The sequence below is a fragment of the Enterobacter sp. 301B genome, from assembly GCF_003850715.1.
GTDB classification, from domain to species: Bacteria; Pseudomonadota; Gammaproteobacteria; order Enterobacterales; family Enterobacteriaceae; genus Enterobacter; species Enterobacter intestinihominis.
The window spans coordinates 157,175-181,544 of sequence record NZ_PQTC01000007.1 but is presented as its reverse complement, the minus strand read 5'-3'; the positions used below and the strand labels follow the sequence as shown (position 1 = coordinate 181,544).

The window sequence follows — 24,370 nt, the reverse complement described above, 5'->3', positions numbered from 1 at the left end:
TCAGTAAAATTTAGCTCTATGTTGCTACAGAGCCCTCAATGTTTCAACGAGTAGTAGATCTTTTCTGCCAGCCCTTGCGAAATACCCGGCACTTTTGCAATTTCTTCCATACTGGCGTTGAGTAATCCTTGCAATCCGCCCATATACTTCAACAGCATCTGGCGACGTTTTGGCCCGACGCCTTCAATCGTCTCAAGGGTACTGGTATTTTTCACTTTCGCCCGTTTTTTGCGGTGTCCGCTAATGGCATGATCGTGCGACTCATCTCGGATGTGCTGGATCACGTGCAGTGCAGGGGAATCTGGCGGCAGGCTAAAGCCCTCGCCTTCCGGCTCAAAGAACAGCGTTTCCAGGCCAGCCTTACGATCTGCCCCTTTCGCTACCCCTAGCAGCAGCGGATGGTTCTTATCCCACTCCACGTCGAGCGATTCGAATACCGCCTTCGCCTGCCCCAACTGCCCTTTCCCGCCGTCGATAAGGATAACGTCCGGGATTTTGCTCTCTTCAATCGCTTTACCATAGCGACGGCGCAGCACCTGGTTCATGGCGGCATAATCGTCACCGGGCGTAATGCCGGTGATGTTATAGCGACGATACTCTGCCCGCAGTGGTCCATTGGCATCAAAGACCACACACGACGCCACGGTCTGCTCACCCATCGTATGGCTGATGTCGAAGCATTCCATGCGTTTCACTTCCGGCAGCTTGAGCAGCGCAGCAAGCGCGGTTAAACGTTGGCTGACGGTCGATTGCTGGGAAAGTTTGGTGGTCAGCGCCGTGGCGGCATTGGTTCGCGCCAGCTTCAGATAACGCGCACGATCGCCGCGCGGTTTCGTCTGGACATTCACCCGGCGACCTGCCAGCTCTGAAAGTGAGTCCGCCAGCAGGGTTTTATCGTCCAGCGTGAAGTCAAGCAGGATCTCCGAGGGCAGCGTACGCATCTGGCTGCCCTGCAAATAAAACTGGCCGACAAAGGTCTCCACCACTTCACCCATCTCAGTCCCGCCCGGCACTTTCGGGAAGTAACTGCGGCTGCCGAGCACTTTGCCCTGACGAATAAACAGCACGTGAACGCAGGCCAGGCCGGCGTCAAAGGCAACGCCGATGACATCGAGGTCGTCGCCCGTATTGGAAACAAACTGCTTCTCGGTCACCCTGCGCACCGCCTGGATCTGGTCGCGGATGCGTGCGGCCTCCTCAAATTCCAGCGCCGCGCTGGCTTTTTCCATGCGGGTAATCAGTTGCGTCAGCACCTGATCGTCTTTCCCGGCTAAAAACAGGCGGACATATTCCACCTGCTGCGCGTACTCTTCTTCGCTCACCAGCCCTTCAACGCATGGTCCCAGGCAGCGGCCAATCTGATATTGCAGGCATGGCCGGGAGCGGTTGCGATAAACGCTGTTTTCGCACTGGCGAACAGGGAAGATTTTTTGCAAAAGCGCCAGCGTTTCCCGCACGGCATAACCATTCGGGAAGGGGCCGAAATATTCACCTTTCGCATGCTTAGCGCCACGATGCATCGCCAGCCGCGGGTGCGTGTCGCCGCTCAGGAAGATAAACGGATAGGACTTGTCATCACGCAGCAGAACGTTGTAGCGCGGCTGATACAACTTAATGTAGTTGTGCTCAAGGAGCAGCGCTTCCGTTTCCGTGTGCGTTACGGTGACATCAATGTTGTGTATAAGTGCGACCAGCGCTTCGGTTTTACGGGAGGCAAGGTTGCTGCGGAAATAACTTGAAAGGCGTTTCTTCAGATCTTTCGCCTTACCGACATAGATAACCGTACCGCCAGCATCGTACATCCGGTAGACGCCTGGCTGGCTGGTGACGGTTTTCAGAAATGCTTTTGAATCGAACGCTTCACTCACTGACTTATTAACGACTCCGCATTGCACAAACCATGGCGAATGGCCAGGTGAGTCAGTTCGACATCACCGTGAATGTTCAGTTTACTGAACATCCGATAGCGATAGCTGTTGACCGTTTTCGGGCTGAGATTCAACTGCTCAGAAATCTCATTCACCTTCTGACCTTTAGTGATCATCAGCATAATCTGCAATTCGCGCTCAGACAAACTGGCAAACGGAGATTCCGTTTTTTCCGGTTCAATCTGACTCAACGCCATCTGTTGAGCAATATCAGAAGCGATATAGCGCTGCCCTGCGTGAACGGTGCGGATCGCATTGACGACTTCCTGCGGTGCAGCACCTTTACTGAGATACCCCGCAGCCCCCGCCTGCATGACCCTGGCGGGCAGCGGATTTTCGGTATGGACGGTCAGCATGATGACTTTGGTATCAACGAACATGCGCGCGATTTTGCGCGTGGCTTCAAGCCCGCCAATACCGGGCATGTTCATATCCATCAGCACCACGTCTGCGGAGTTCGCGCGACACCATTTGACGGCATCTTCGCCACAGCACGCCTCGCCGGCAACTTTAATACCCTTTATATCTTCAAGAATGCGTCGTATCCCTGCGCGCACCAGTTCGTGGTCATCAACAAGAAGGACGTTGATCAAAGGAAATGTCTCCAGAATAGGGATAACGCTACTGACTGCTAATTGGGTTTATATTAACGGTTTTCCATGCAAGATTAAAACGCTAAAAAATCGGCTATCCGATTCGGGTCTCGTTTTTGGAAATTAGGCTGTACAGTAAGTGGAAAGAAAACCCATGTGTACTGGGCTTTACCGCTATTTTTTTAGCACCAGCATTCAAAAAGCCACCAAAACATTTGTTAACGTAAACTAAAAAATGCTCTCATTTTTTTGTAACAACAATTAACGGATGGCGTACCGGCGATAAACATTTAATTGTCGCTAACATATTGGGCAGATTACCTTCATAATCCGCACGGGCCAATAATCAATACGCGTAAAAGTATAAAAAACAACCACTGCATTTTTTGCCGCAGCTTGTGGTATACTCCGCCGCCTTAACTTTCATCGTCGCGCTCATGCGCTGTTTTATAATGAGGAAAATAAATGAGCACACCTGAATTTGCCACTGCCGAGAATAACCAGGAACTGGCACAGGAAGTAAACTGCCTGAAGTCGCTGCTGACGCTTATGCTACAGGCGATGGGCCAGGCTGATGCTGGACGTGTGATCATTAAAATGGAAAAACAGATCGCGCAGATGGAAGATCAGGCGGAATCCGCTGTTTTTGCCAATACAGTTAAGCAAATTAAACAAGCCTACCGCCAGTAACAAAAAAGGCTGGATGCAGTGCATTCAGCCTTTTCCTCGTCTGACACGCAGAACGTGATATCAGTCAAATAAGCCCAGTCGCCGCGGCATAACACGCTATCTGGATCTTATTCGGCGCGTTGAATTTCTTCTGCATATTCTTCTGATGGAAGTTGACGGTATTTTCCGAGATGGAAAGAATGATGGCGATTTCTGCCGACGTCTTCCCTTCTGCGGTCCACTTCAGAATTTCCCGTTCACGCTTGCTGAATTTCATTTCCGGCGGCATCACCGTCTCATGTTCAAAGCGCAACAGTGTAGTGAGCGCCATCTGAACCAGCATTTGTAAACGCAGCTCAATCTCTTCACTGGATATCGAGTGTGCCTGTAAGCTAGTACATGACACGGAGAGGAAGCCGAGCGCATGATTTGGCAGCATCAGACACTGGGTTATTCCCTTACGTAAACCGTGGTCCCGAGCGCCGTCCCATAATTGCTGGGCATCCGTGAATAATTCATCCGTCCAGGGCAAATGACCCTGAATGAAATTCTCCGGCTTCAGTACCGGGTCAATGGCGAAATAATTCTCGGATTGATATTGCGCCATCCATTGTTGCGGATAACTGGAATGGACGGATGTTCGCGGGCGGGTAAATGGCACAGGGTGTCGAACACAAAGCGCATAATAATCGAATTCAAGCGCCTGCGTTTGTCGCTGAAGTTCCTGATATACCTCGTCAGCACAGGTCATTTCCTGAAACCGGAGGACGCATTCCCGTCGCCAGGTGAAAAAGTCTATATCCCTCATACTTGCCGAATGAAGCCTCTGATAAAGATAATCATTATTATGGTGAATATAACCTAACACATAAAGCAGGATCATTTATATAAAATATCGACCACAGACGGATTATCTTTAATTTGGCGATGGCTTATCCACATCGGGCGGAATAAAAAATCAACAAAACTGAAGTTATGGGAGGATAATTTGCTCCAGAAGCGACATCTGGAGCAAATTGAGCATGAAAATGCTACTGCATTAAGAATTTTTCAAGGAACTGGCGGGTTCGAGGCTGCTGAGGATTGGCAAACAGCGCCTTAGCTGGCCCCTGCTCTACTATTCGCCCCTGATCCATGAAAATTGCCCGATCGGCAACGTCGCGAGCGAAGCTCATTTCATGCGTCACAATCACCATCGTGCGTTTTTCCTGCGCCAGCTGTCGGATAGTGTTAAGCACTTCCCCGACCAGCTCAGGATCGAGTGCGGATGTGGGTTCGTCGAACAGGATCACATCCGGGCGCATCGCCAGCGCGCGCGCAATGGCGACACGCTGCTGCTGTCCGCCAGATAACCGACGCGGATAGCTCGTCTCCTTCCCGGCCAGGCCAACCTTCGCCAGCAGCTCGCGGGCGCGGGCCGTCGCGTCTTCCTTTGGTTCACCCTTTACGATGACCGGACCTTCGATAATATTTTCCAGCACCGTACGGTGCGGAAAGAGATTAAAGCTCTGGAATACGAAGCCAACATGCTGACGCAGGCGGCGAATCAGCCCTTTTTGCTGGCTGATGGGTTTCCCGGTATCAATGGTGATATCGCCCACGCGGATCGTCCCGCCTTCAGGCTGCTCAAGCAAATTAATGCTGCGCAACAGCGTGGTTTTCCCTGACCCACTCGGGCCGATAATTGCCACCACTTCGCCCTGCTCAACCTCAAGGTCGATGCCGTGCAGCACCGTTTGCCCGTGGAATTTTTTCACCAGGTTTTTGACGTCAATTGCACTCATTTTGGATCTCGCTCCTGGCGGTTAAGCTGGTTTTCAAAATAGTTTTGCAGGGCGGACAGCACCGTCGCCATCACCCAGTAAATCAGCGAGGCCGCCAGATACATGGTAAACACTTCCAGCGTGCGCGAGGTGATCAGCTGCGCCTGACGGAACAGCTCCGGCACCTGAATGGTCGCCGCAAGCGAGGTGTCTTTCACCAGGCTGATAAAGCTGTTGCTCAGCGGAGGTAGCGCCACGCGCGCCGCCTGGGGCAGGATCGCCCGGCGCAGCGTCTGCCACGGGGTCATCCCGATACTGGCCGCCGCTTCCCACTGTCCTTTATCGATGGACGAGATCGCCGCACGCAGCGTTTCAGAGGTGTACGCCGCCGTATTCAGCGACAGGCCAATCATCGCCGCCGGGATCGGATCCAGCTCGATACCGAACTGGGGCAGCCCGTAGTAAATCATAAACAGCTGGGCGATAAGCGGCGTTCCGCGAAACACGGAGATGTAAAACCGCGCCAGCCACCGCACCGGCCAGACGTTCGACATGCGCATCAGTGCCAGCACAAACCCGAGCACCAGCCCGAAGAACATCCCGCCGATACTGAGCTGTAAAGTAAACACCGCGCCCTTAAGCAAGAACGGCAGCGAATCAATAACCAGTTGAATACTTTCTTGCATTATTATTTTTCTACCTGATTTTTAGACATGGGGATGATAGGCAAACAGCGCAGGCGCCCCGCCAGTATGAACAAACAAAATAGGTCCTTCATCCTTAAAGCGCTTGCGGGCGATACCGTCGATAAGGCCCGCCATCGCCTTACCGGTATAGACAGGGTCAAGCAGAATACCTTCGAGGCGGGCCAGCAGCTGAACGGCCTCCATCCCTTCATCATTGGGGGTGCCATAACCCGGCGCGAAGTAGTCATCCCACAGCAATATTTCCGCCTTCGCCTGAAGCGCAAGCTGTTCTGCCACCGCCTGTTGCAGGGTGACGACTTTCGGCTTTTGATCCGCAACGCTTCTGGAAACCGTCACGCCAATCAACTCTACGTCCGGCATCAGTTGCTCAAGCCCGACCGCTAAACCGGCATGGGTACCCGCGCTGCCGGACGCCACTACCACCGAGGACAAACTCACCGCGCCTTCGCACTGCTGGGCGATTTCCAGCGCGCTCTCAACATAGCCGAGGGCACCCAGCGCATTCGAGCCGCCAACCGGGATGACGTACGGACGAAAGCCCTGCGCTTCCAGGCGCGTCGCCAGTTCATCAAGCTGTGCAGCCGGGTCGGTCAACGCGTCAACCATTTCAACCTGCACGTTGAACAGATCCAGCAGCAGGCGGTTACCGTTAGTCAGGTAATTCTCTGCCTGCGTGCCAATCGGGTTCTCCAGCAGGGCTACGCTGTGAAGGCCCAGCTTCGCCGCCACTGCCGCCGTCTGGCGAACGTGGTTAGACTGAATTGCCCCGGCGGTGATCAGCGTATCCGCGCCCTCGCGCAGGGCATCGGCGGCGAGAAATTCCAGCTTGCGCAGCTTATTCCCGCCCATCGCCATGGGCGTCACATCGTCACGCTTAATGAAAATATCGCGCCCCAGATAGTCAGAAAATCGCGGCAGATACTCCAGCGGCGTGGGTGCGCCGATAAATTCCAGACGGGGAAAGCGCGTTAAATTCTGTAGTGACATGGTTCCTCCGGTCACGCAAACAATTGTTATTTCATTATGCACGCAGACGCGCGAGAAATAAAAAAGGCGCTTTTAAAAGCGCCTTTTTTTGTCGGTCAGAGACTTATTTCGTCACGTCTGCGCCGAACCACTTCTCAGAAAGCGCCTTCAGGCTGCCGTCTTTCTGCATTTCAGCAATGGCAGCATCAATGGCTTTCAGCAGATCTTCGTTACCTTTACGCACCGCCACGCCGGACTCCTGACGGGAGAACGCATCGCCCGCGACGGCCAGGGTATTGTTGGTTTTCTTCACCAGATCCAGCGCTGCCAGGCGGTCAACCAGAATGGCGTCGATACGGCCTACGCGCAGATCCTGGTATTTCGTCGGGTCATCATCATAGGTGCGGATGTCCACGCCCTGCACGTTCTGGCGCAGCCACTCTTCGTAGTTGGTGCCCAGACCGACGCCGACTTTCTTACCTTTCAGATCCGCGGCGGATTTGATGCTGCCTTCGTTACCTTTCTTCACCAGCGCCTGGATACCGGACACGGTGTACGGCGTAGAGAAGTCATACTTCTTCTTACGCTCGTCAGAAATGGTCACCTGGTTAATCACCACGTCGATACGTTTGGAATCCAGTGACGCCAGCATACCATCCCATTTGGTCGGTTTCAGGGAGGCTTTGACGCCGAGATGCTTGGCCAGCTCCTGCGCAAACTCCACTTCAAAACCGGTCAGCTTACCGTCGTCGCCCTGGAAGCTGAACGGAGGATAGGTTCCTTCCAGCCCAACCAGCAGCGTGCCGCGCTCTTTGACTTTGTTGAGCAGATTATCTGCCGCGAACGTTTTCACGCTCATCCCCGCGACCAGCGCAACGGCCATCATCCCCATCAGCGCCTGACGACCCAGAAGTGCTAATTTCATAAGTACCCCGATACAGTGGAATTTTTGAGTAGTGTAGAGAAATCGCCTGCAACGTCAAAGGCGGCTGCGCTACATCTTATTCTTTTTTAATATATATCAGAAGTTGTTCCGGCGCGGACTTTCTGCTTTATGACGCCCGGCATCTGGACTTTATATTGCGCGTACTTTCGCAGCGCGATACGGTAATTGTTGGTACTGGTGGCGGGCAGCCAGGGCTCCAGATTTTCATCCAGGTATCCGGTCGTCAGCAGATCGCGGGAGATATTTTGCATGGTCAAATGCTGACCCAGGCGGCGCAGGCGAACCACGTATTCACGCACGGTGCCGTGACTCATCTCCGTTTGTTCAAACAGGAATTGCTTGAAGCCGATAATATCGAAGAAGTCGCTTTGCTCTTTGCAGTGGAGATCGCCACAGAAACGGCAAAGCGCTACCCACTCTTTTTGCTCTTCAAGCCAGGCGGCTTCATCCATCAGCGTGTCGAGGCGGGAAATCGCAATCTTATTCACGATTTCACCGCGACGAACCAGCGTGATGCGGTCGAGTAATTTTTTACAGTGGGCGCAATGCGTCTGGCTGTGTTTAAAGTCTTTCAGGTAGCGGCTTAAAGGCCGTCTTTTAGATTGCTGCACCGTCATGATAACTCCTGGTTGTCAATACGTTGTGCGGCATTTCCAAGGCGAATGACTCACCTATAACTTACCCAGTTTTGTGCGCAGGCGTTTAATGGCCTGGCTGTGCAGCTGGCTCACCCGTGACTCGCCCACCTCCAGCACGGCGCCAATCTCTTTGAGATTGAGCTCTTCCTGGTAATAGAGGGTTAACACCAGTTGCTCACGTTCAGGTAAAGCTTCAATCGCTTCCATCACGCGCTGGCGTAAATTCCCTTCCAGTAAGTGGTGTAACGGGTTTTCTTGCTGATGCTCATCCGTCACCAGCTCGATGCTATCGCCATGCTCTTCGCGCCACTCATCATAAGAGAAGAGTTGGCTGTTATTGGTATCGAGCAACATCTGACGATACTCTTCAACAGGAATACCCAGACGCTCCGCCACTTCGGTTTCCGTCGCGTTGCGCCCCAGTTCCTGTTCCAGCTGCCCCATCGCATGCGCCACTTCGCGCGCGTTGCGGCGAACGCTGCGCGGCACCCAGTCGCGGCTGCGCAGCTCGTCCAGCATCGCACCACGAATACGCTGCACTGCGTAAGTCGTAAATGCCGTTCCTTGCAGAGCGTCGTACCGGTCAACTGCATTCAATAACCCGATACCGCCCGCCTGTAGCAGATCGTCCAGTTCCACGCTCGCCGGCAAACGCACCTGGAGGCGCAATGCTTCGTGACGCACCAGCGGAACATAACGCTGCCACAGCGAGTGTTTATCCATTACACCTTCAGCGGTATAGAGTGAATTCACGATAAACAGCCCTGCGTTAGTTGAGTTATCGGCATGATTATCCGATTCTGGAGGGGTTTTAATCGGGTGAATAGTGGGTGAAATGAGGGGTTATTTGGGGGGTTACGCTTGTGCATGGATAGAAAAAACCCCGCCGAAGCGGGGTTTAAGCGTAATCAGGCGATTAGCCTTGCAGCAGAGACAGAACCTGCTGAGGAACCTGGTTAGCTTTGGACAGCACGGAGTTACCGGCCTGCTGAACGATCTGCGCTTTAGACATGTTGGACACTTCGGTCGCATAGTCGGCGTCCTGAATACGGGACTGCGCTTCAGACAGGTTGGTGGTGGTGTTGTTCAGGTTGGTTACGGCAGAGCTCAGACGGTTCTGAACCGCACCCAGTGAAGAACGGAACTGGTCAACAGAAGCGATCGCTTCGTCCAGTTTAGCCAGTGGGTTAGATGAAGAACCTGTAGTCAGGTTTTTCAGGCTCAGGCTTGAAGTATCGATAGTGAAGGCTGCAGTATCACCACCAGCGGTGGTTACAGCAGCTTGTGGATCAAGAGCAATGAAATAATCTTTACCTTTTCCTGCTTCGCTTTCAAAACCATTTGCTTTCAGGTTGTTGACTTCAGCTGCATCAGTTGGAGTAATGGTTACTTTCGCAAACAGATTACCATTATCATCTTTGTAAACTGCATCACCTTTTAAAACGACACTTGTATCTGCAACACCAAGACGAGTCGCTAAATCTTTTGGAGTTTTTTCAACTACGGTTGCTTTGTCAACGCTAGTGGTAGCGCCATAATACGCTGTGAAATCGGCGTTAGCTACTGTACCTAAAGTTCCTTTTTCATCTTTAGGACCGTTAACGTTGAAGCTGTCCAGACCCAGAGTTTTGGAGTCAATTTTCTTCAGATCAATGGTGATGGTTTCGCCATCGTTAGCACCAACCTGAATATTCATTTTGCCGTCTTTTGCCAGGACGTTCACGCCGTTGAACTGAGTCTGGCCAGATACACGGTCAATTTCAGACAGACGGGATTTGATTTCGTCCTGGATTGAAGACAGGTCAGAATCAGAGTTGGTGCCAGTTTGAGACTGAACGGTCAGTTCACGGATACGCTGCAAGTTGTTGTTGATTTCAGACAGTGCGCCTTCAGTGGTCTGAGCAACAGAGATACCGTCGTTAGCGTTACGTGCAGCCTGAGTCAGGCCTTTGATGTTAGAGGTGAAGCGGTTAGCAATCGCCTGGCCCGCAGCGTCATCTTTCGCGCTGTTGATACGCAGACCAGAAGACAGACGCTCGATAGAAGAAGACAGAGCGGACTGGTTCTTGTTGATGTTGTTCTGAGTGATCAGCGAGAGGCTGTTGGTATTAATGTACTGTGCCATGATTTCGATTCCTGTTGTTCATCAAATCTGTTTGGTTAGATTTGGGTTTCCACCCTTCGGCTTCATCGCCGTCAAAGGTGTTATCGTCTGGTCCAAAACAACCTTTAGATTTTTTTTCAGGATCGCGTTAATTTTTTTAGCCACGGAAAAGCTCTTCTCTATTAGCGTTATTCCCGCCATTAAAAAAAAGAAATTAACCGTAAACTTTCCCCCATAAAGGCCGATAACCCCACTATTCGTTCTACGTGTCGATAGATTAAGGAATAAATATGGCAAGTATTTCATCATTGGGGATTGGATCGGGTCTTAAGTTAGCAGACATTCTGGATAGTCTGACTACGGCCGAAAAAGCGCAGCTGACGCCGATTTCCAAACAACAGTCATCTTATACCGCCAAGCTGAGCGCTTACGGCACGTTGAAGAGTTCACTGGAAGCCTTTCAGACTGCCAACACCGCGCTGAATAAAGCCGATCTGTTTACGGCGACCAGCACGTCGAGCAGCACCACGGCATTCAGCGCCACCACCACCGGCAGCGCGATTGCCGGTAAATACACCATCAGCGTGTCGCAGCTGGCGCAGGCGCAAACCCTGACGACCAAAAATGCGCAGCCGGACAGCAAAACGGCCATTGCCACGGCTGACAGCAAGATCACCTTTACCGCCGGTAACGGTAAAGATCCGGTGACCGTCGATATCAGCGCGGCAAACTCCTCGCTGACCGGCATTCGCGATGCGATTAACAAAGCTGACGCCGGCGTGACCGCCAGTATTATTAACGTCGGTAATGGTCAGTATCGTCTGTCCATCACCTCCACCGAAACCGGGGCGGACAACGCGGTCAGCATCAGCGTGAGCGGCGACAGCGCCCTGCAATCCTTTATGGGTTACAACGGCACCAGCACCGACGCCAGCAACGGCATGACGGAAAGCGTCACCGCGCAGAACGCGAAGCTGAAGGTGAATAACGTTGATATCGAAAACAGCAGCAACACCATCAGCGATGCGCTGGAAGATATCACCCTGAACCTGAACGATGTCACCACCGGTAACCAGACGCTGACGATCGCTAAAGATACGTCGAAAGCGGAAACGGCGATGAAAGCCTGGGTGGATGCCTACAACACCCTGCAAGATAGCTTCGCCTCACTGACAAAATACACGGCGGTAGATCCGGGTAAAGATGAGCAAGATACCAGCAACGGCGCCCTGCTCGGAGACACTACGCTGCGTACTATCCAGACGCAGCTGAAAACCATGCTGGGCAATACCGTCGGCGGAACCGCCTATAAAACGCTGTCTCAGGTCGGCATTACTTCAGATCCAAGTACGGGTAAGCTGGAGCTGGACAGCGACAAGCTGAAAAAAGCGCTGACGGATAACCCGTCTGCCGTGAAAGATTTGGTTGTGGGTGACGGTAAAACCACCGGGATCACTACCACCATGGCCACCCATCTGACTGACTGGCTTTCCAGTAAAGGCATTATCCAGGCGGCCAAAGATGGCGTCAGCAAAACGCTGAACAAGTTAACGGATCAATATAACGCCGTGAGCGAACGTATTGATGCAAGAGTGGCGCAGTACAAAGCCCAGTTTACCCAGCTGGACGTACTGATGACCTCGCTGAACAACACCAGCAGCTACCTGACGCAGCAGTTCGAAAATACGTCCAGCAACAAGTAGTAAACGCTAATCAGACCCGAGGGGGATAACATGTACGGCGCAAAAGGCACGCAGGCCTACGCAAAGATAGAAGTTGAAAGCGCGGTGATGAGCGCCAGCCAGCAGCAGCTGGTAATCATGCTATTTGATGGAGCCCTCAGCGCGCTGGTACGCGCGCGTCTGTTCCTGGCAGACGGTAATATCCCGGCAAAAGGGCTGGCGCTCTCAAAAGCCATCAACATTATCGAAAACGGGCTGAAGGTTGGCCTGGTGGAAAATAACGGTGATGAGCTTACGCAAAACCTGATTGCCCTTTATGCCTATATGGTACGTCGCCTCCTGCACGCCAACGTGAATAACGACGCCAGCGCCATCGAAGAGGTGGAAAACCTGCTGCGCAATATCGCTGACGGGTGGAAGGAGGTTGCCGGTACGCCACAACTGATGCAGGACGCCGTCTAATGAGTAACGCACCGCAACTTTATGCCCTTTATCAGCAACTCCTTGAGCAGAGCCAGTTGATGTTGCGACTGGCGCGGCAGGGACTATGGGATGATCTGATCATCTGTGAAACCGACTATGTTAATGCGGTGCACTCACTGGCTCGTCTCACTCAGGAAAGTGAACCTTCGATGCAGATTCAGGAGCAGCTTCGCCCGACGCTGCGGGTGATCCTGGACAACGAAGGCCAGGTAAAAACATTGCTGCAAGCCAGAATGGATGAGCTGGCGAAGCTGGTTGGGCAATCCTCCATCCAGAAAACCGTTCTCTCCACCTACGGTAACCAGGGCGGTCATGTCCTTGTTCCGCAAAGTAATAGCGATATTAATTAGCCATTTAACTGGCGGGCAAGCGTTAACCGTTTCGTTCGCCAGGCATTTCTGCCAAACCTGCTCCATACTTGAGTTTCGCGACCTCATGGAGATGGTGCATGCGCAACCCAACACTTTTACAATGTTTTCACTGGTACTACCCCACCGGCGGTGAATTGTGGCGAGAAGTCACGGCATTAGCCCCCAACCTGAACGAAATCGGCATTAATATGGTCTGGTTACCCCCGGCCTACAAAGGCGCATCCGGCGGCTATTCCGTCGGGTATGACTCTTATGACCTTTTCGACCTCGGTGAGTTTGACCAGAAAGGCAGTGTCGCCACCAAATACGGCGATAAAGCCCAACTGCTGGAGGCCATCAACGCCTTAAAAAGCAACCAGATTGCGGTGCTTCTGGACGTGGTGGTCAACCATAAAATGGGGGCCGATGAAAAGGAACCCGTCCGCGTGCAGCGCGTGGATGCTCAGGATCGCACCCAAATCAGCGATGAGATCATCGAATGTGAAGCCTGGACGCGCTACACCTTTCCCGTTCGGGCCGGCCAGTATTCGCAGTTCATCTGGGATTACAAATGCTTTAGCGGTATCGACCACATTGAAAATCCCAGTGAGGACGGTATCTTCAAAATCGTTAACGACTACACCGGCGAAGGCTGGAACGATCAGGTCGACGACGAGATGGGCAATTTCGATTACCTGATGGGTGAAAATATTGATTTTCGCAACCACGCGGTGACGGAGGAGATCAAATACTGGGCGCGCTGGGTGATGGAGCAAACCCACTGCGACGGCTTCCGCCTGGACGCGGTAAAACACATTCCAGCCTGGTTCTATAAAGAGTGGATTGAACATGTCCAGGAGGTGGCCCCGCAGCCGCTATTTATTGTGGCGGAATACTGGTCTCACGAAGTGGATAAATTGCAGCAATACATCAATCAGGTGGACGGCAAAACCATGTTGTTTGACGCGCCGCTGCAAATGAAATTTCACGAAGCGTCACGCCAGGGACGCGACTACGATATGAGCCAGATTTTCACCGGTACGCTGGTGGAAGCCGATCCGTTCCATGCCGTAACGCTGGTGGCCAACCATGACACCCAGCCCTTGCAGGCGCTGGAAGCCCCGGTTGAAGCCTGGTTCAAACCGCTGGCCTACGCGCTCATCCTGCTGCGTGAAAACGGCGTGCCGAGCGTGTTCTACCCGGATCTTTTTGGCGCCAGCTATGACGACACTGGCGGGGATGGTGAGACGTATCACATTGATATGCCGGTGATTGAACAGCTCCACGAGCTGATCCTCGCCCGGCAGCGTTTTGCCCACGGCGTGCAAACCCTCTTTTTCGATCATCCAAACTGCATTGCGTTTAGCCGCAGCGGGACAGAGGAGCACCCGGGCTGTGTGGTGGTGCTGTCGAATGGTGATAACGGTGAGAAGACGATCTGCCTCGGCGAGAATTACGGCAATAAGACCTGGCGGGATTTTTTAGGCAACCGCGAGGAAACCGTGACCACGGCGGCGGATGGCGAAGGGACGTTCTTCTGTAACGGGGGAAGCGTCAGCGTCTGGGTGATTGAGGACGCGCTGTAGTACGGGATAGGTGTGGCCTGATGCCCTCACCCCGACCCTCTCCCACAGGGAGAGATATCCCCAGTAATTTGAAAGCAGAAGCAATAACGTTGCCTTCATAATAACTGAGGACTTTCAGCAATGCCCTGGTCCGGCTGTAAATCGCCGAAGCGTTTCCGTAAGGCCGGGGCGAGGCGCAGGGAAGCGCCGGGAGGGCGTGGCATGCATGGATGCAGGCTCATGCCCGTCCCGATAGCCTGAAGGAAAAAGCTGAGGGTACCGCGAAGCGGCGATTTTCCGCCGGGAGCCCGGGTCGCCAGGGTGGTGGCGACTGAGCCACTCTGGCACGTTCACCGCTCATGTCGCTACAGAGTAGCAAGGAACACAAAGTGAACGGAATGACCACCAGAGCCGTATGTTCCCCCTCACCCCAGCCCTCTCCCTCCAGGGAGAGGGGGCCGACGGTGAAGGCATTATTTTGTGGAGATCCCTCAGACCACGGGTAGAGGGCGCAAACTCCAAAACGGTTACGGAAGCTTACTCTCCAGCGGATTCTTGCTCAGGTAATCTGCGCATTCCACCGTTGGGCGGTCAACCTTGTACAGTTCCATGCCGTCATACTCCAGCGCCGCCCCATCACGATCGAGCGGATAGACGTCTCGTTTTTCGGTCACGTTATAATAATCATCTGAACGCAGCATGATCTTACCCGGCACCGCGATAACGCGCTGCCACTGACGGCAGTCCAGGGTATCACCCTCTGGCGTCACCACCAGCGTGGCAATCGCCTCCGGGCTCACCATCGCGCTCTGCGGCCCTTTCGACTGCCAGTAACCTGCCAGATGCGAAGGTGCCGGATGCTTAACCACTTCCTGATAGTTTTCGACCTGAACGCATCCCGCTAACGTCAGCATTGCAGCCACAATTGCTACTTTTTTCATCATCTTTCCTGCATGCGAAGAAAAAAATATTGTGGCATTAAAGCCATCAGGCTGCCAGCGTAAGATTGGAAGGTTTCACACCTGCATCGACATCACGTCCTGATACGCCGACACCAGCTTGTTACGCACCTGCAACCCCATCTGCAATGACACCGACGCTTTTTGCAGATCGGCCATCACATCGTTGAGCGCCACGCCGGGTTCACCGAGGGTAAATCTCTCAGCCTGGGTACGGGCCGCGTTTTGCTTATCGCTGATCCGGTCCAGCGCCGCATGCAGTTGACCGGCGAAGCTAATGCCCTGCGGCTGGTCAGTTACGCTCTGATTACGGGCGGTCATCGCCGTTGCCTGTAACTGACTGAGTACCCCTTCAATGCCCTGTATAGCCATGACTCTCCCCTGGATGGTTTTTTACGAGGTCAAGACTAACAGCTTGTCAATAAGATAATGGCGGTAAATAGCGTTAAAAAACCAGGTTATTTGACGCATAGAAAATCACGAATCATCAAATAATGGCAGGGCCATCAGTATGGAACTTTTGTCGTGTTTGCCGACCCGGGAGTCAGTTTTGTTTCTCTACACGAATAACGTAAACCACCAGGATTTAAGAGGTGCGCAATGAGTGCGACAGCAGCATCGACAGCGCCGCAGAATAAATCACTCGAGTGGATGAACCGCCTTCGCGCCAACCCTAAGATCCCGTTGATTGTGGCAGGCGCTGCCGCCATTGCGATCGTTGTCGCGATGGTCTTATGGGCAAAAAGCCCGGATTACCGCACGCTCTACAGCAACCTTTCCGACCAGGATGGCGGTGCCATCGTCACCCAGTTGACCCAGATGAACATCCCGTATCGCTTTGCCGATAACGGCGGTGCGCTTGAAGTGCCGGCAGATAAAGTGCACGAGCTTCGCCTGCGTCTCGCCCAGCAGGGGCTGCCGAAAGGCGGCGCGGTTGGGTTTGAACTGCTGGATCAGGAAAAATTCGGCATCAGCCAGTTCAGCGAGCAGGTTAACTACCAGCGCGCGCTGGAAGGTGAGCTGGCCCGTACGATTGAAACCTTAGGCCCGGTGAAAAGTGCCCGCGTGCACCTGGCGATGCCTAAGCCGTCCCTGTTTGTCCGCGAACAAAAGTCCCCTTCTGCCTCTGTGACGGTTAACCTCGAACCCGGTCGTGCGCTGGATGAAGGGCAGATCAGCGCCGTCACGCACCTGGTCTCCAGTGCGGTAGCCGGTCTGCCGCCGGGTAACGTTACGCTGGTGGATCAGAGCGGTCACCTGCTGACGCAGTCCAACACCGCCGGGCGCGATCTCAACGACGCCCAGCTGAAATACGCTGCCGACGTGGAAGGCCGTCTCCAGCGTCGCATCGAAGCGATTCTGGGCCCGGTGGTGGGTAACAGCAACGTGCATGCGCAGGTCACCGCGCAGATTGATTTCTCGAATAAAGAACAGACCGAAGAGCAGTACGCCCCGAACGGGGATGCTTCTCGCGCCGTGTTACGCTCGCGTCAGATCAATGAGACGGAACAGGTCGGTGGCCAGTATCCTGGCGGTGTGCCGGGTGCGCTCTCTAACCAGCCTGCGCCTGCCAACGCCGCGCCAATCTCCACGCCGCCGGCCAACCCGCAGAACGGTCAGCAAACGAATCAGCAGACGACCTCGACCGCGAACAGTGCCGGCCCGCGTAACAGCAGCCGTAACGAAACGACCAACTATGAAGTCGACCGGACTATCCGCCATACCAAACTGAACACGGGAGATATTCAGCGTCTCTCTGTTGCCGTGGTGGTGAACTACAAAACGCTGCCGGACGGTAAACCGCTGCCGCTCACGGCAGAGCAGATGAAGCAGATCGAAGATTTGACCCGCGAAGCGATGGGCTTCTCTGAAAAACGTGGCGATACCCTCCACGTTGTGAACTCACCGTTCAACCCGGTGGATGAGACCGGTGGCGAACTGCCGTTCTGGCAACAGCAGGCGTTCTTCGATCAGCTGATGTCCGCAGGCCGCTGGCTGCTGGTGCTGATTGTCGCGTGGCTGCTGTGGCGTAAGGGTGTCCGTCCTCAGCTTCAGCGTCGCGCTGAAGCCGAAAAAGCTGCGCTGGAACAGAAGAACGCGCGTCCGGACGAGGAAGAAGCGGTTGAAGTTCGTCTCAGCAAAGATGAACAGATGCAGCAGCGCCGTGCTAACCAGCGTATGGGCGCAGAGGTGATGAGCCAGCGCATTCGCGAAATGTCAGATAACGATCCGCGCGTCGTCGCGCTGGTCATCCGCGGTTGGATGGGTAACGAACATGAGTAATACGCTTACAGGCACCGATAAGAGCGTCATCCTGCTGATGACCATTGGCGAAGATCGCGCGGCGGAGGTGTTTAAACACCTCTCTCAGCGAGAAGTGCAGATCCTCAGCGCGGCGATGGCCAACGTGCGCCAGATCTCCAACAAGCAACTGACCGAAGTGCTGGCGGAGTTTGAGCAGGAAGCCGAGCAGTTTGCTGCGCTCAACGTCAACGCCAACGAATACCTGCGCTCCGTGCTGGTTAAGGCGCTGGGCGAAGAGCGCGCCGCCAGCCTGCTGGAAGATATTCTCGAAACGCGCGACACCGCCAGCGGGATCGAAACGCTCAACTTTATGGAGCCGCAAAGCGCCGCCGATCTTATTCGCGACGAGCACCCGCAGATTATCGCCACCATTCTGGTCCACCTCAAACGGGGGCAGGCGGCCGATATTCTGGCGCTGTTCGACGAGCGCCTGCGCCACGACGTGATGCTGCGTATCGCCACCTTCGGCGGCGTCCAGCCAGCCGCGCTGGCGGAGCTGACCGAAGTGCTGAACAACCTGCTCGACGGCCAGAACCTCAAGCGCAGCAAAATGGGCGGCGTGAGAACGGCAGCGGAAATCATCAACCTGATGAAAACGCAGCAGGAAGAGGCGGTTATTACGGCGGTGCGCGAGTTCGACGGCGAACTGGCACAGAAAATTATCGACGAGATGTTCCTGTTCGAAAACCTGGTCGAAGTGGACGATCGCAGCATCCAGCGCCTGCTTCAGGAAGTGGATTCGGAGTCCCTGCTTATCGCCCTCAAAGGCGCCGAGCAGCCGCTGCGCGAGAAGTTCCTGCGCAACATGTCTCAGCGTGCGGCCGATATCCTGCGCGACGACCTGGCCAACCGTGGCCCGGTGCGTTTGTCTCAGGTGGAGAACGAACAGAAAGCGATCCTGCTTATTGTTCGTCGTCTGGCAGAAACCGGCGAGATGGTGATTGGCAGCGGAGACGACACCTATGTCTGATGAACTGTCGTGGAAGCGCTGGACGCCTGACGACCTCTCCCCTCCCACCGCAGAGTTCACCCCTGCCATAGTGTCGTCCGATGAGGGCGACGCCGGGGCGGGCGTGCCCGAGCTGAGTGAAGAGGAACAGCGCGCCCAGATGCTGGCCCAGATGCAAATGCAGGCGCACGAGCAGGGCTTCAACGCCGGGATGAACGAAGGCCGTCAGACCGGGCACGCACAGGGTTATCAGGAAGGGCTGGCGAAAGGTTTAGAGCAGGGCATTGAGCAGGCGCGCCAGCAGCAGGCGCCGCTGCATGCCCGCATGCAGCAGCTGGTGAGCGAGTTTCAGCACACGCTGGATGCGCTGGACAGCGTGATTGCTTCGCGCCTGATGCAGATGGCGCTGGAGGCGGCCCGTCAGGTGATCGGCCAGACGCCGGTCGTGGATAACGCCGCGCTGATTAAGCAAATCCAGGGGCTGCTCCAGCAGGAGCCGCTGTTCAGCGGCAAACCGCAGCTGCGCGTGCATCCTGATGATTTGCAGCGCGTGGAAGAGAGCCTCGGCGCGACGCTGAGCCTGCACGGCTGGCGGCTGCGCGGCGATCCGTCGCTCCATCACGGAGGCTGTAAGGTCTCGGCGGATGAGGGCGATCTGGATGCCAGCGTCGCGACCCGCTGGCAGGAACTGTGCCGCCTGGCGGCACCGGGAGTCGTCTGATGACCGCTCGCCTTACGCGCTGGCTTAACACGCTCGATAATTTTGAAACGAAGATGGCGCAGCTGCCATCCGTTCGTCGTTATGGACGCCTGACGCGTGCCACCGGTCTGGTCCTGGAAGCCACGGGTCTGCAACTTCCGCTCGGCGCCACCTGCGTGATTGAGCGTCAGGACGGGAGTGAGACGCGTGAAGTGGAAAGTGAAGTGGTCGGGTTTAACGGCCAGCGACTGTTTCTGATGCCCCTTGAGGAAGTGGAAGGGATTTTGCCCGGCGCCCGCGTCTACGCAAAAAACATCAGCGGTGACGGCCTGCAAAGCGGCAAACAGCTCCCGCTCGGTCCGGCGCTGCTGGGCCGCGTGCTGGACGGGAGCGGCAAACCGCTCGATGGCCTGCCCTCCCCTGATACCACCGAAACCGGCGCGCTGATCACCCAACCCTTTAACCCGCTGCAACGCACGCCAATCGAGCACGTACTGGATACCGGCGTGCGGCCAATTAACGCCCTGCTCACCGTGGGACGCGGCCAGCGTATGGGGCTGTTTGCCGGCTCCGGCGTGGGTAAATCGGTCCTGCTCGGCATGATGGCGCGTTATACCCAGGCGGACGTTATCGTCGTCGGCCTGATTGGTGAGCGTGGTCGCGAAGTCAAAGATTTCATCGAAAACATTCTTGGTGCGGAGGGTCGCGCCCGCTCGGTGGTGATCGCCGCCCCGGCGGACGTGTCACCGCTGCTGCGTATGCAGGGTGCCGCCTACGCCACGCGTATCGCGGAAGATTTCCGCGACCGGGGCCAGCACGTGCTGCTGATTATGGACTCCCTGACCCGCTACGCGATGGCGCAGCGTGAGATTGCGCTGGCCATCGGCGAGCCGCCCGCGACCAAAGGTTACCCGCCGTCGGTCTTCGCCAAGCTCCCGGCGTTGGTTGAGCGTGCGGGGAACGGCATCAGCGGCGGAGGCTCCATCACCGCGTTCTATACGGTACTGACCGAAGGCGATGACCAGCAGGACCCGATTGCCGATTCTGCGCGCGCGATCCTCGACGGCCATATCGTGCTGTCGCGCCGTCTGGCCGAAGCCGGGCACTACCCGGCGATTGATATTGAAGCCTCGATCAGCCGTGCGATGACGGCCCTGATCACTGAGCAACACTACGCCCGCGTGCGTAACTTCAAACAACTGCTCTCCAGCTTCCAGCGCAACCGCGATCTGGTAAGCGTCGGGGCGTACGCCAAAGGCAGCGATCCGATGCTCGATAAAGCGATTGCCCTGTGGCCGCAGCTGGAGGCATTTCTGCAACAGGGTATTTTTGAACGCGCCGACTGGGAAGATTCCCTCCAGGCACTGGAGCTGATTTTCCCGCAGGTGTAACACAGGTGGAGGGCGAAGGTCATGGCGCAGAACAGCGCGTTATCAACGCTGAAAGATCTGGCTGAAAAAGAAGTTGATGATGCCGCATTGCAACTTGGCGCAATGCGACGCGGGTGCCAGCAGGCTGAAGAACAGTTGAAGATGTTAATCGACTATCAGCATGAATATCGCACCAACCTTAACACCGACATGACGCAGGGCATTGGTAGCCAGCGCTGGATTAACTATCAGCAGTTTATCCAGACGCTGGAAAAGGCGATTGAGCAGCATCGCCAGCAGCTTAACCAGTGGACGCAAAAAGTCGATACCGCGCTGAATTTCTGGCGCGAGAAAAAACAGCGGTTGCAGGCCTGGCAAACCTTACAGGACCGGCAGATTGCAGCCTCGACCCTGGCGGAAAACCGTCTGGATCAGAAAAAAATGGATGAGTTTGCCCAGCGCGCATCAATGAGGAAACCAGAATGATCACACTGCAACAACTGCTGATGACCGACAGCGACCCGTCCGGCGGCACGCTGACCGGAAAAGGCGCTGAGGGCGCGCAAGATTTTCTCTCTCTGCTGGCGGGCGCGCTGACCGAGACCACCGGCAAAGGCAAAGATGCTCCGCTGACGCTGGCCGATCTGAAAGCGGCGGGCAGCAAGCTGTCGACAGCGGCACAGGAAAAAAACGGTGATACCACGCTCCAGGCCAAAATCGCCGAGCTGCTCTCCCGCCAGGAGACCCTGACTGATGAAGATACCGCCGTCTCCCTGCAAAGCCTCGTCTCCGGCCTGAAACCCGCAGCGAATACGGATGCGCTGAAGGCGCTGACCCGGACGGACGCGAAAGCAAACAGCGAGACCACGACTGAAGAAGAGGAGCTGGCCGGGTTAAGCGCGCTGATGGCGATGTTACCGCACCAGCAGACTACCACCCCAATGGCGACGCAGCCAGCAAGCACCGGGGAGGTCGCCCCCCGTGCCGCTCTCCCCTCTGCGCTAGCCCAGACGGACAACGGCCAGCATCAGCCGCTTAGCCATGCGTTAACGGGTCAGGAAAAAACGTCGGTTCAGGACAGCGACACGTCGCTGCCCGCCACGGCAGCCGTTACGCCAGCTGTTGCCGCCCTCGCGGAGAAGCAGGACGTAGTGAGCACGGCGTCGTCTGCCGCCAGCCCAACCGCGACGCTGGCCCCGATCGTTAGTCACCTGGCACCCCCCCAGCCTGCCGCTACCGTTGCGACCGCGCCGGTGTTAAGCCAGCCGCTGGGCACGCACGAATGGCAGCAGAATCTAAGCCAGCACATCACCCTGTTCACCAGACAGGGCCAACAGACCGCAGAGCTACGCCTGCACCCGGAAGATCTGGGTCAGGTGCAAATTTCGCTTAAGCTGGATGACAACCAGGCGCAGTTGCAGATGGTTTCGCCCCACAGCCACGTTCGTGCGGCGCTGGAAGCGGCCCTGCCGATCCTGCGCACGCAGCTTGCGGAAAACGGCATTCAGCTTTCCCAAAGCAGCGTCAGCAGCGAAGGCTTTGCCGGGCAGCAGCAATCTTCATCCGGGCAACAACAGCATGCTTCGCGTTCAGGCCAGCATGACGGGTTTAACGAGGAGAACGAAGAGTTATTGCCAACCCCTGCCGCCCTGCAATCCGCCGCGCGCGGCAGCCGTGCCGTAGACATCTTTGCCTAAACGCCAGAGGTAACGTGATTATCCCCGTCTTTTCCACGCTTTGACCTAAGCCGGACACGGGATAATCACCGTATTAAGCTGTACCGAAACAGGAAGCTCGTATCAGATGACAGACTCCGCTATCACCAAAAAAAGCAAGCGTTCCATCTGGATCCCGCTGCTGGTGTTGATTACCCTCGCGGCCTGCGCCACCGCAGGCTACAGTTACTGGCGTATGCAGCAGGAACCCTCAAGCGCAGCCGCCAAAGCTGAAGCGCCGCCTCCACCGGCGCCGGTCTTCTACCCGTTGGATACGTTCACCGTGAACCTCGGCGATGCGGATCGCGTGCTTTACGTGGGCATTACGCTGCGTCTGAAAGATGAAGCGACCCGTGCACGTCTGAACGACTACCTGCCAGAAGTGCGTAGCCGTCTGCTGCTGCTGTTTTCTCGTCAGGATGCCTCCGCGCTCGCCACCGATGTGGGCAAGCAAAAGCTGGTCGATGCGATCAAACAGACGCTGGCGACCCCGCTGGTCAACGGCCAACCTAAGCAGGAAGTCACTGACGTTCTGTATACAGCCTTCATTCTGCGGTAACGACATGGGCGACAGTATTCTTTCTCAGGCAGAAATCGATGCGCTGCTCAATGGCGACAGCGATAAGAGTGACGATCCGAAGCCGGGTCTGACCGGCGACGATAATATTCGTCCCTACGATCCCAATACCCAGCGTCGCGTGGTGCGCGAGCGTTTACAGGCGCTGGAGATCATCAACGAACGTTTCGCACGTCAGTTCCGAATGGGGCTGTTTAACCTGCTGCGTCGTAGCCCGGATATCACCGTCGGTGCGATCCGCATTCAGCCGTATCATGAGTTTGCCCGCAACCTGCCGGTGCCAACCAACCTTAACCTGATCCATCTGAAACCGCTGCGTGGTACCGGCCTGGTGGTGTTCTCGCCAAGCCTGGTGTTCATCGCGGTGGATAACCTGTTCGGTGGCGATGGCCGTTTCCCGACCAAAGTGGAAGGCCGCGAGTTTACCCATACCGAACAGCGCGTTATCAACCGCATGCTGAAGCTGGCGCTGGAATCCTACAGCGACGCGTGGAAAGCGATTAACCCGCTGGAAGTGGAGTACGTCCGTTCCGAGATGCAGGTGAAGTTTACCAACATCACCACTTCACCGAATGACATCGTGGTGAACACCCCGTTCCACGTCGAAATCGGCAACCTGACGGGCGAGTTCAACATCTGCCTGCCGTTCAGCATGATTGAACCGCTGCGCGAACTGCTGGTGAACCCGCCGCTGGAGAACTCACGCCATGAAGATCAGAACTGGCGTGAGAACCTGGTGCGCCAGGTTCAGCACTCGCAGCTGGAGCTGGTGGCTAACTTTGCCGACATCTCCATGCGGTTATCGCAGATCCTGAAATTACAACCCGGCGACGTTTTGCCGATAGATAAACCCGACCGCATTATTGCCCATGTGGATGGCGTACCCGTGCTGACAAGCCAGTACGGCACAATTAACGGCCAGTATGCGTTACGCGTTGAGCACTTGATCAACCCGATTTTGAATTCGCTGAATGAGGAACAGCCCAAATGAGTGACATGAACAATCCGTCCGATGAAAACAGCGGAGCACTGGACGATCTGTGGGCTGACGCGTTAAACGAGCAAAAAACGACGCCGACGAAAAGCGCGGCAGACGCGGTCTTCCAGCAGTTAGGCGGCGGCGACGTCAGCGGGACGTTACAGGACATCGACCTGATTATGGACATTCCGGTCAAGCTGACCGTTGAGCTGGGCCGCACCCGCATGACTATTAAAGAGCTGCTGCGCCTGACGCAGGGTTCCGTTGTAGCCCTGGACGGTTTAGCGGGTGAGCCACTGGATATTCTGATCAACGGCTACCTGATTGCACAGGGCGAAGTAGTGGTGGTGGCCGATAAATACGGCGTACGTATCACCGACATCATTACCCCTTCCGAACGTATGCGTCGCCTGAGCCGTTAAG

The 24,370-nt window shown here is 55.4% G+C and carries 26 protein-coding genes and 1 pseudogene; 15 read left to right on the top strand and 12 right to left on the bottom strand.

What is annotated here, in order from left to right; genetic code table 11:
- Window positions 1–35: 35 nt before the first annotated feature.
- Together uvrC and uvrY are read right to left on the bottom strand one after the other, a co-directional pair.
- The gene (gene uvrC, locus C3451_RS10365) at window positions 36–1,868 is read right to left on the bottom strand and encodes an excinuclease ABC subunit UvrC (RefSeq protein WP_022648536.1); all 1,833 of its coding nucleotides are present in this window, start codon (window positions 1,866–1,868) and stop codon (window positions 36–38) included.
- Window positions 1,865–2,521, bottom strand: coding sequence for a UvrY/SirA/GacA family response regulator transcription factor (gene uvrY / locus C3451_RS10360; protein ID WP_017384478.1), 657 nt, complete (start codon window positions 2,519–2,521; stop codon window positions 1,865–1,867). Before uvrY ends, uvrC begins: the two co-directional genes overlap by 4 nt.
- Window positions 2,522–2,888: 367 nt before the next feature.
- On the opposite strand from uvrY, the pseudogene C3451_RS24750 reads away from it, so the two are divergent.
- Both C3451_RS24750 and C3451_RS10355 read left to right on the top strand, forming a co-directional pair.
- Window positions 2,889–2,990: pseudogene (locus C3451_RS24750) on the top strand (hypothetical protein); the annotation flags it as partial.
- Window positions 2,987–3,211, top strand: coding sequence for a DUF2594 family protein (locus C3451_RS10355; RefSeq protein WP_003859644.1), 225 nt, complete (start codon window positions 2,987–2,989; stop codon window positions 3,209–3,211). The pseudogene C3451_RS24750 and the gene C3451_RS10355, both read left to right, overlap by 4 nt.
- A 64-nt stretch (window positions 3,212–3,275) precedes the next feature.
- Here the strand turns inward: C3451_RS10355 and sdiA are convergent, their stop codons facing one another.
- From sdiA to C3451_RS10315, 8 genes are all read right to left on the bottom strand, one after another.
- Complete coding sequence (gene sdiA, locus C3451_RS10350) at window positions 3,276–3,998, bottom strand: transcriptional regulator SdiA (RefSeq protein WP_032622448.1); 723 nt, start codon at window positions 3,996–3,998, stop codon at window positions 3,276–3,278.
- Between the two features lie 223 nt (window positions 3,999–4,221).
- Window positions 4,222–4,974: an L-cystine ABC transporter ATP-binding protein TcyN gene (gene tcyN, locus C3451_RS10345; protein ID WP_023306513.1), complete on the bottom strand. Its 753-nt coding sequence runs from the start codon at window positions 4,972–4,974 to the stop codon at window positions 4,222–4,224.
- On the bottom strand, window positions 4,971–5,639 hold the full coding sequence (tcyL, locus tag C3451_RS10340) for a cystine ABC transporter permease (protein WP_022648540.1): 669 nt from the start codon (window positions 5,637–5,639) through the stop codon (window positions 4,971–4,973). Before tcyL ends, tcyN begins: the two co-directional genes overlap by 4 nt.
- Window positions 5,640–5,660: 21 nt before the next feature.
- A complete protein-coding gene (gene dcyD / locus C3451_RS10335; RefSeq protein WP_045622423.1) occupies window positions 5,661–6,647 on the bottom strand; it encodes a D-cysteine desulfhydrase in 987 nt (328 codons plus the stop codon).
- Between the two features lie 103 nt (window positions 6,648–6,750).
- A complete protein-coding gene (gene tcyJ / locus C3451_RS10330; protein ID WP_045622422.1) occupies window positions 6,751–7,551 on the bottom strand; it encodes a cystine ABC transporter substrate-binding protein in 801 nt (266 codons plus the stop codon).
- A gap of 86 nt (window positions 7,552–7,637) precedes the next feature.
- Window positions 7,638–8,189, bottom strand: coding sequence for a flagella biosynthesis regulatory protein FliZ (gene fliZ / locus C3451_RS10325; protein ID WP_015570235.1), 552 nt, complete (start codon window positions 8,187–8,189; stop codon window positions 7,638–7,640).
- Window positions 8,190–8,243: 54 nt separating this feature from the next.
- On the bottom strand, window positions 8,244–8,963 hold the full coding sequence (locus C3451_RS10320; protein WP_003859623.1) for an RNA polymerase sigma factor FliA: 720 nt from the start codon (window positions 8,961–8,963) through the stop codon (window positions 8,244–8,246).
- A gap of 163 nt (window positions 8,964–9,126) precedes the next feature.
- Window positions 9,127–10,335 carry a FliC/FljB family flagellin gene (locus C3451_RS10315; protein ID WP_045622421.1) on the bottom strand — a complete coding sequence of 403 codons (1,209 nt, stop codon included), beginning with the start codon at window positions 10,333–10,335 and terminating at the stop codon, window positions 9,127–9,129.
- Between the two features lie 269 nt (window positions 10,336–10,604).
- Between C3451_RS10315 and fliD the strand changes: the two genes are divergently transcribed.
- From fliD to amyA, 4 genes are all read left to right on the top strand, one after another.
- Entirely contained in the window at window positions 10,605–12,017 is a 1,413-nt protein-coding gene (gene fliD, locus C3451_RS10310; protein ID WP_045622420.1) for a flagellar filament capping protein FliD, read from the top strand.
- Between the two features lie 30 nt (window positions 12,018–12,047).
- Window positions 12,048–12,458, top strand: coding sequence for a flagellar export chaperone FliS (gene fliS, locus C3451_RS10305; RefSeq protein WP_003859616.1), 411 nt, complete (start codon window positions 12,048–12,050; stop codon window positions 12,456–12,458).
- On the top strand, window positions 12,458–12,829 hold the full coding sequence (fliT, locus tag C3451_RS10300) for a flagella biosynthesis regulatory protein FliT (protein ID WP_006811148.1): 372 nt from the start codon (window positions 12,458–12,460) through the stop codon (window positions 12,827–12,829). The genes fliS and fliT overlap by 1 nt, the downstream gene beginning before the upstream one ends.
- A 98-nt stretch (window positions 12,830–12,927) precedes the next feature.
- Window positions 12,928–14,415, top strand: coding sequence for an alpha-amylase (gene amyA, locus C3451_RS10295; protein ID WP_045622418.1), 1,488 nt, complete (start codon window positions 12,928–12,930; stop codon window positions 14,413–14,415).
- Between the two features lie 506 nt (window positions 14,416–14,921).
- Here amyA and yedD read toward each other — a convergent pair.
- Together yedD and fliE are read right to left on the bottom strand one after the other, a co-directional pair.
- Window positions 14,922–15,335 carry a lipoprotein YedD gene (gene yedD / locus C3451_RS10290; protein WP_022648547.1) on the bottom strand — a complete coding sequence of 138 codons (414 nt, stop codon included), beginning with the start codon at window positions 15,333–15,335 and terminating at the stop codon, window positions 14,922–14,924.
- Window positions 15,336–15,410: 75 nt separating this feature from the next.
- Window positions 15,411–15,725 (bottom strand): flagellar hook-basal body complex protein FliE, encoded by a 315-nt coding sequence (fliE, locus tag C3451_RS10285; protein WP_022648548.1) that lies wholly within the window; start codon window positions 15,723–15,725, stop codon window positions 15,411–15,413.
- A 228-nt stretch (window positions 15,726–15,953) separates the two neighbouring features.
- Between fliE and fliF the strand changes: the two genes are divergently transcribed.
- The 9 genes from fliF (at window position 15,954) to fliN (ending at window position 24,369) form a co-directional block, all read left to right on the top strand.
- Window positions 15,954–17,636 (top strand): flagellar basal-body MS-ring/collar protein FliF, encoded by a 1,683-nt coding sequence (fliF, locus tag C3451_RS10280; RefSeq protein ID WP_124304306.1) that lies wholly within the window; start codon window positions 15,954–15,956, stop codon window positions 17,634–17,636.
- Window positions 17,629–18,627, top strand: a complete 999-nt coding sequence (gene fliG / locus C3451_RS10275; protein WP_003859608.1) for a flagellar motor switch protein FliG — start codon at window positions 17,629–17,631, stop codon at window positions 18,625–18,627. The genes fliF and fliG overlap by 8 nt, the downstream gene beginning before the upstream one ends.
- On the top strand, window positions 18,620–19,327 hold the full coding sequence (gene fliH / locus C3451_RS10270) for a flagellar assembly protein FliH (protein WP_022648550.1): 708 nt from the start codon (window positions 18,620–18,622) through the stop codon (window positions 19,325–19,327). The genes fliG and fliH overlap by 8 nt, the downstream gene beginning before the upstream one ends.
- Complete coding sequence (fliI, locus tag C3451_RS10265; RefSeq protein ID WP_032624018.1) at window positions 19,327–20,697, top strand: flagellar protein export ATPase FliI; 1,371 nt, start codon at window positions 19,327–19,329, stop codon at window positions 20,695–20,697. The genes fliH and fliI overlap by 1 nt, the downstream gene beginning before the upstream one ends.
- Before the next feature lie 21 nt (window positions 20,698–20,718).
- Window positions 20,719–21,162, top strand: coding sequence for a flagellar export protein FliJ (gene fliJ, locus C3451_RS10260; RefSeq protein WP_006811155.1), 444 nt, complete (start codon window positions 20,719–20,721; stop codon window positions 21,160–21,162).
- Entirely contained in the window at window positions 21,159–22,373 is a 1,215-nt protein-coding gene (fliK, locus tag C3451_RS10255) for a flagellar hook length control protein FliK (RefSeq protein WP_045623539.1), read from the top strand. Before fliJ ends, fliK begins: the two co-directional genes overlap by 4 nt.
- A 106-nt stretch (window positions 22,374–22,479) precedes the next feature.
- Window positions 22,480–22,950 carry a flagellar basal body-associated protein FliL gene (gene fliL / locus C3451_RS10250; protein ID WP_003859598.1) on the top strand — a complete coding sequence of 157 codons (471 nt, stop codon included), beginning with the start codon at window positions 22,480–22,482 and terminating at the stop codon, window positions 22,948–22,950.
- Between the two features lie 4 nt (window positions 22,951–22,954).
- Entirely contained in the window at window positions 22,955–23,959 is a 1,005-nt protein-coding gene (gene fliM / locus C3451_RS10245; RefSeq protein ID WP_006811158.1) for a flagellar motor switch protein FliM, read from the top strand.
- Window positions 23,956–24,369: a flagellar motor switch protein FliN gene (gene fliN, locus C3451_RS10240; protein WP_003859592.1), complete on the top strand. Its 414-nt coding sequence runs from the start codon at window positions 23,956–23,958 to the stop codon at window positions 24,367–24,369. Before fliM ends, fliN begins: the two co-directional genes overlap by 4 nt.
- The last annotated feature ends 1 nt before the right edge of the window (window position 24,370 follow it).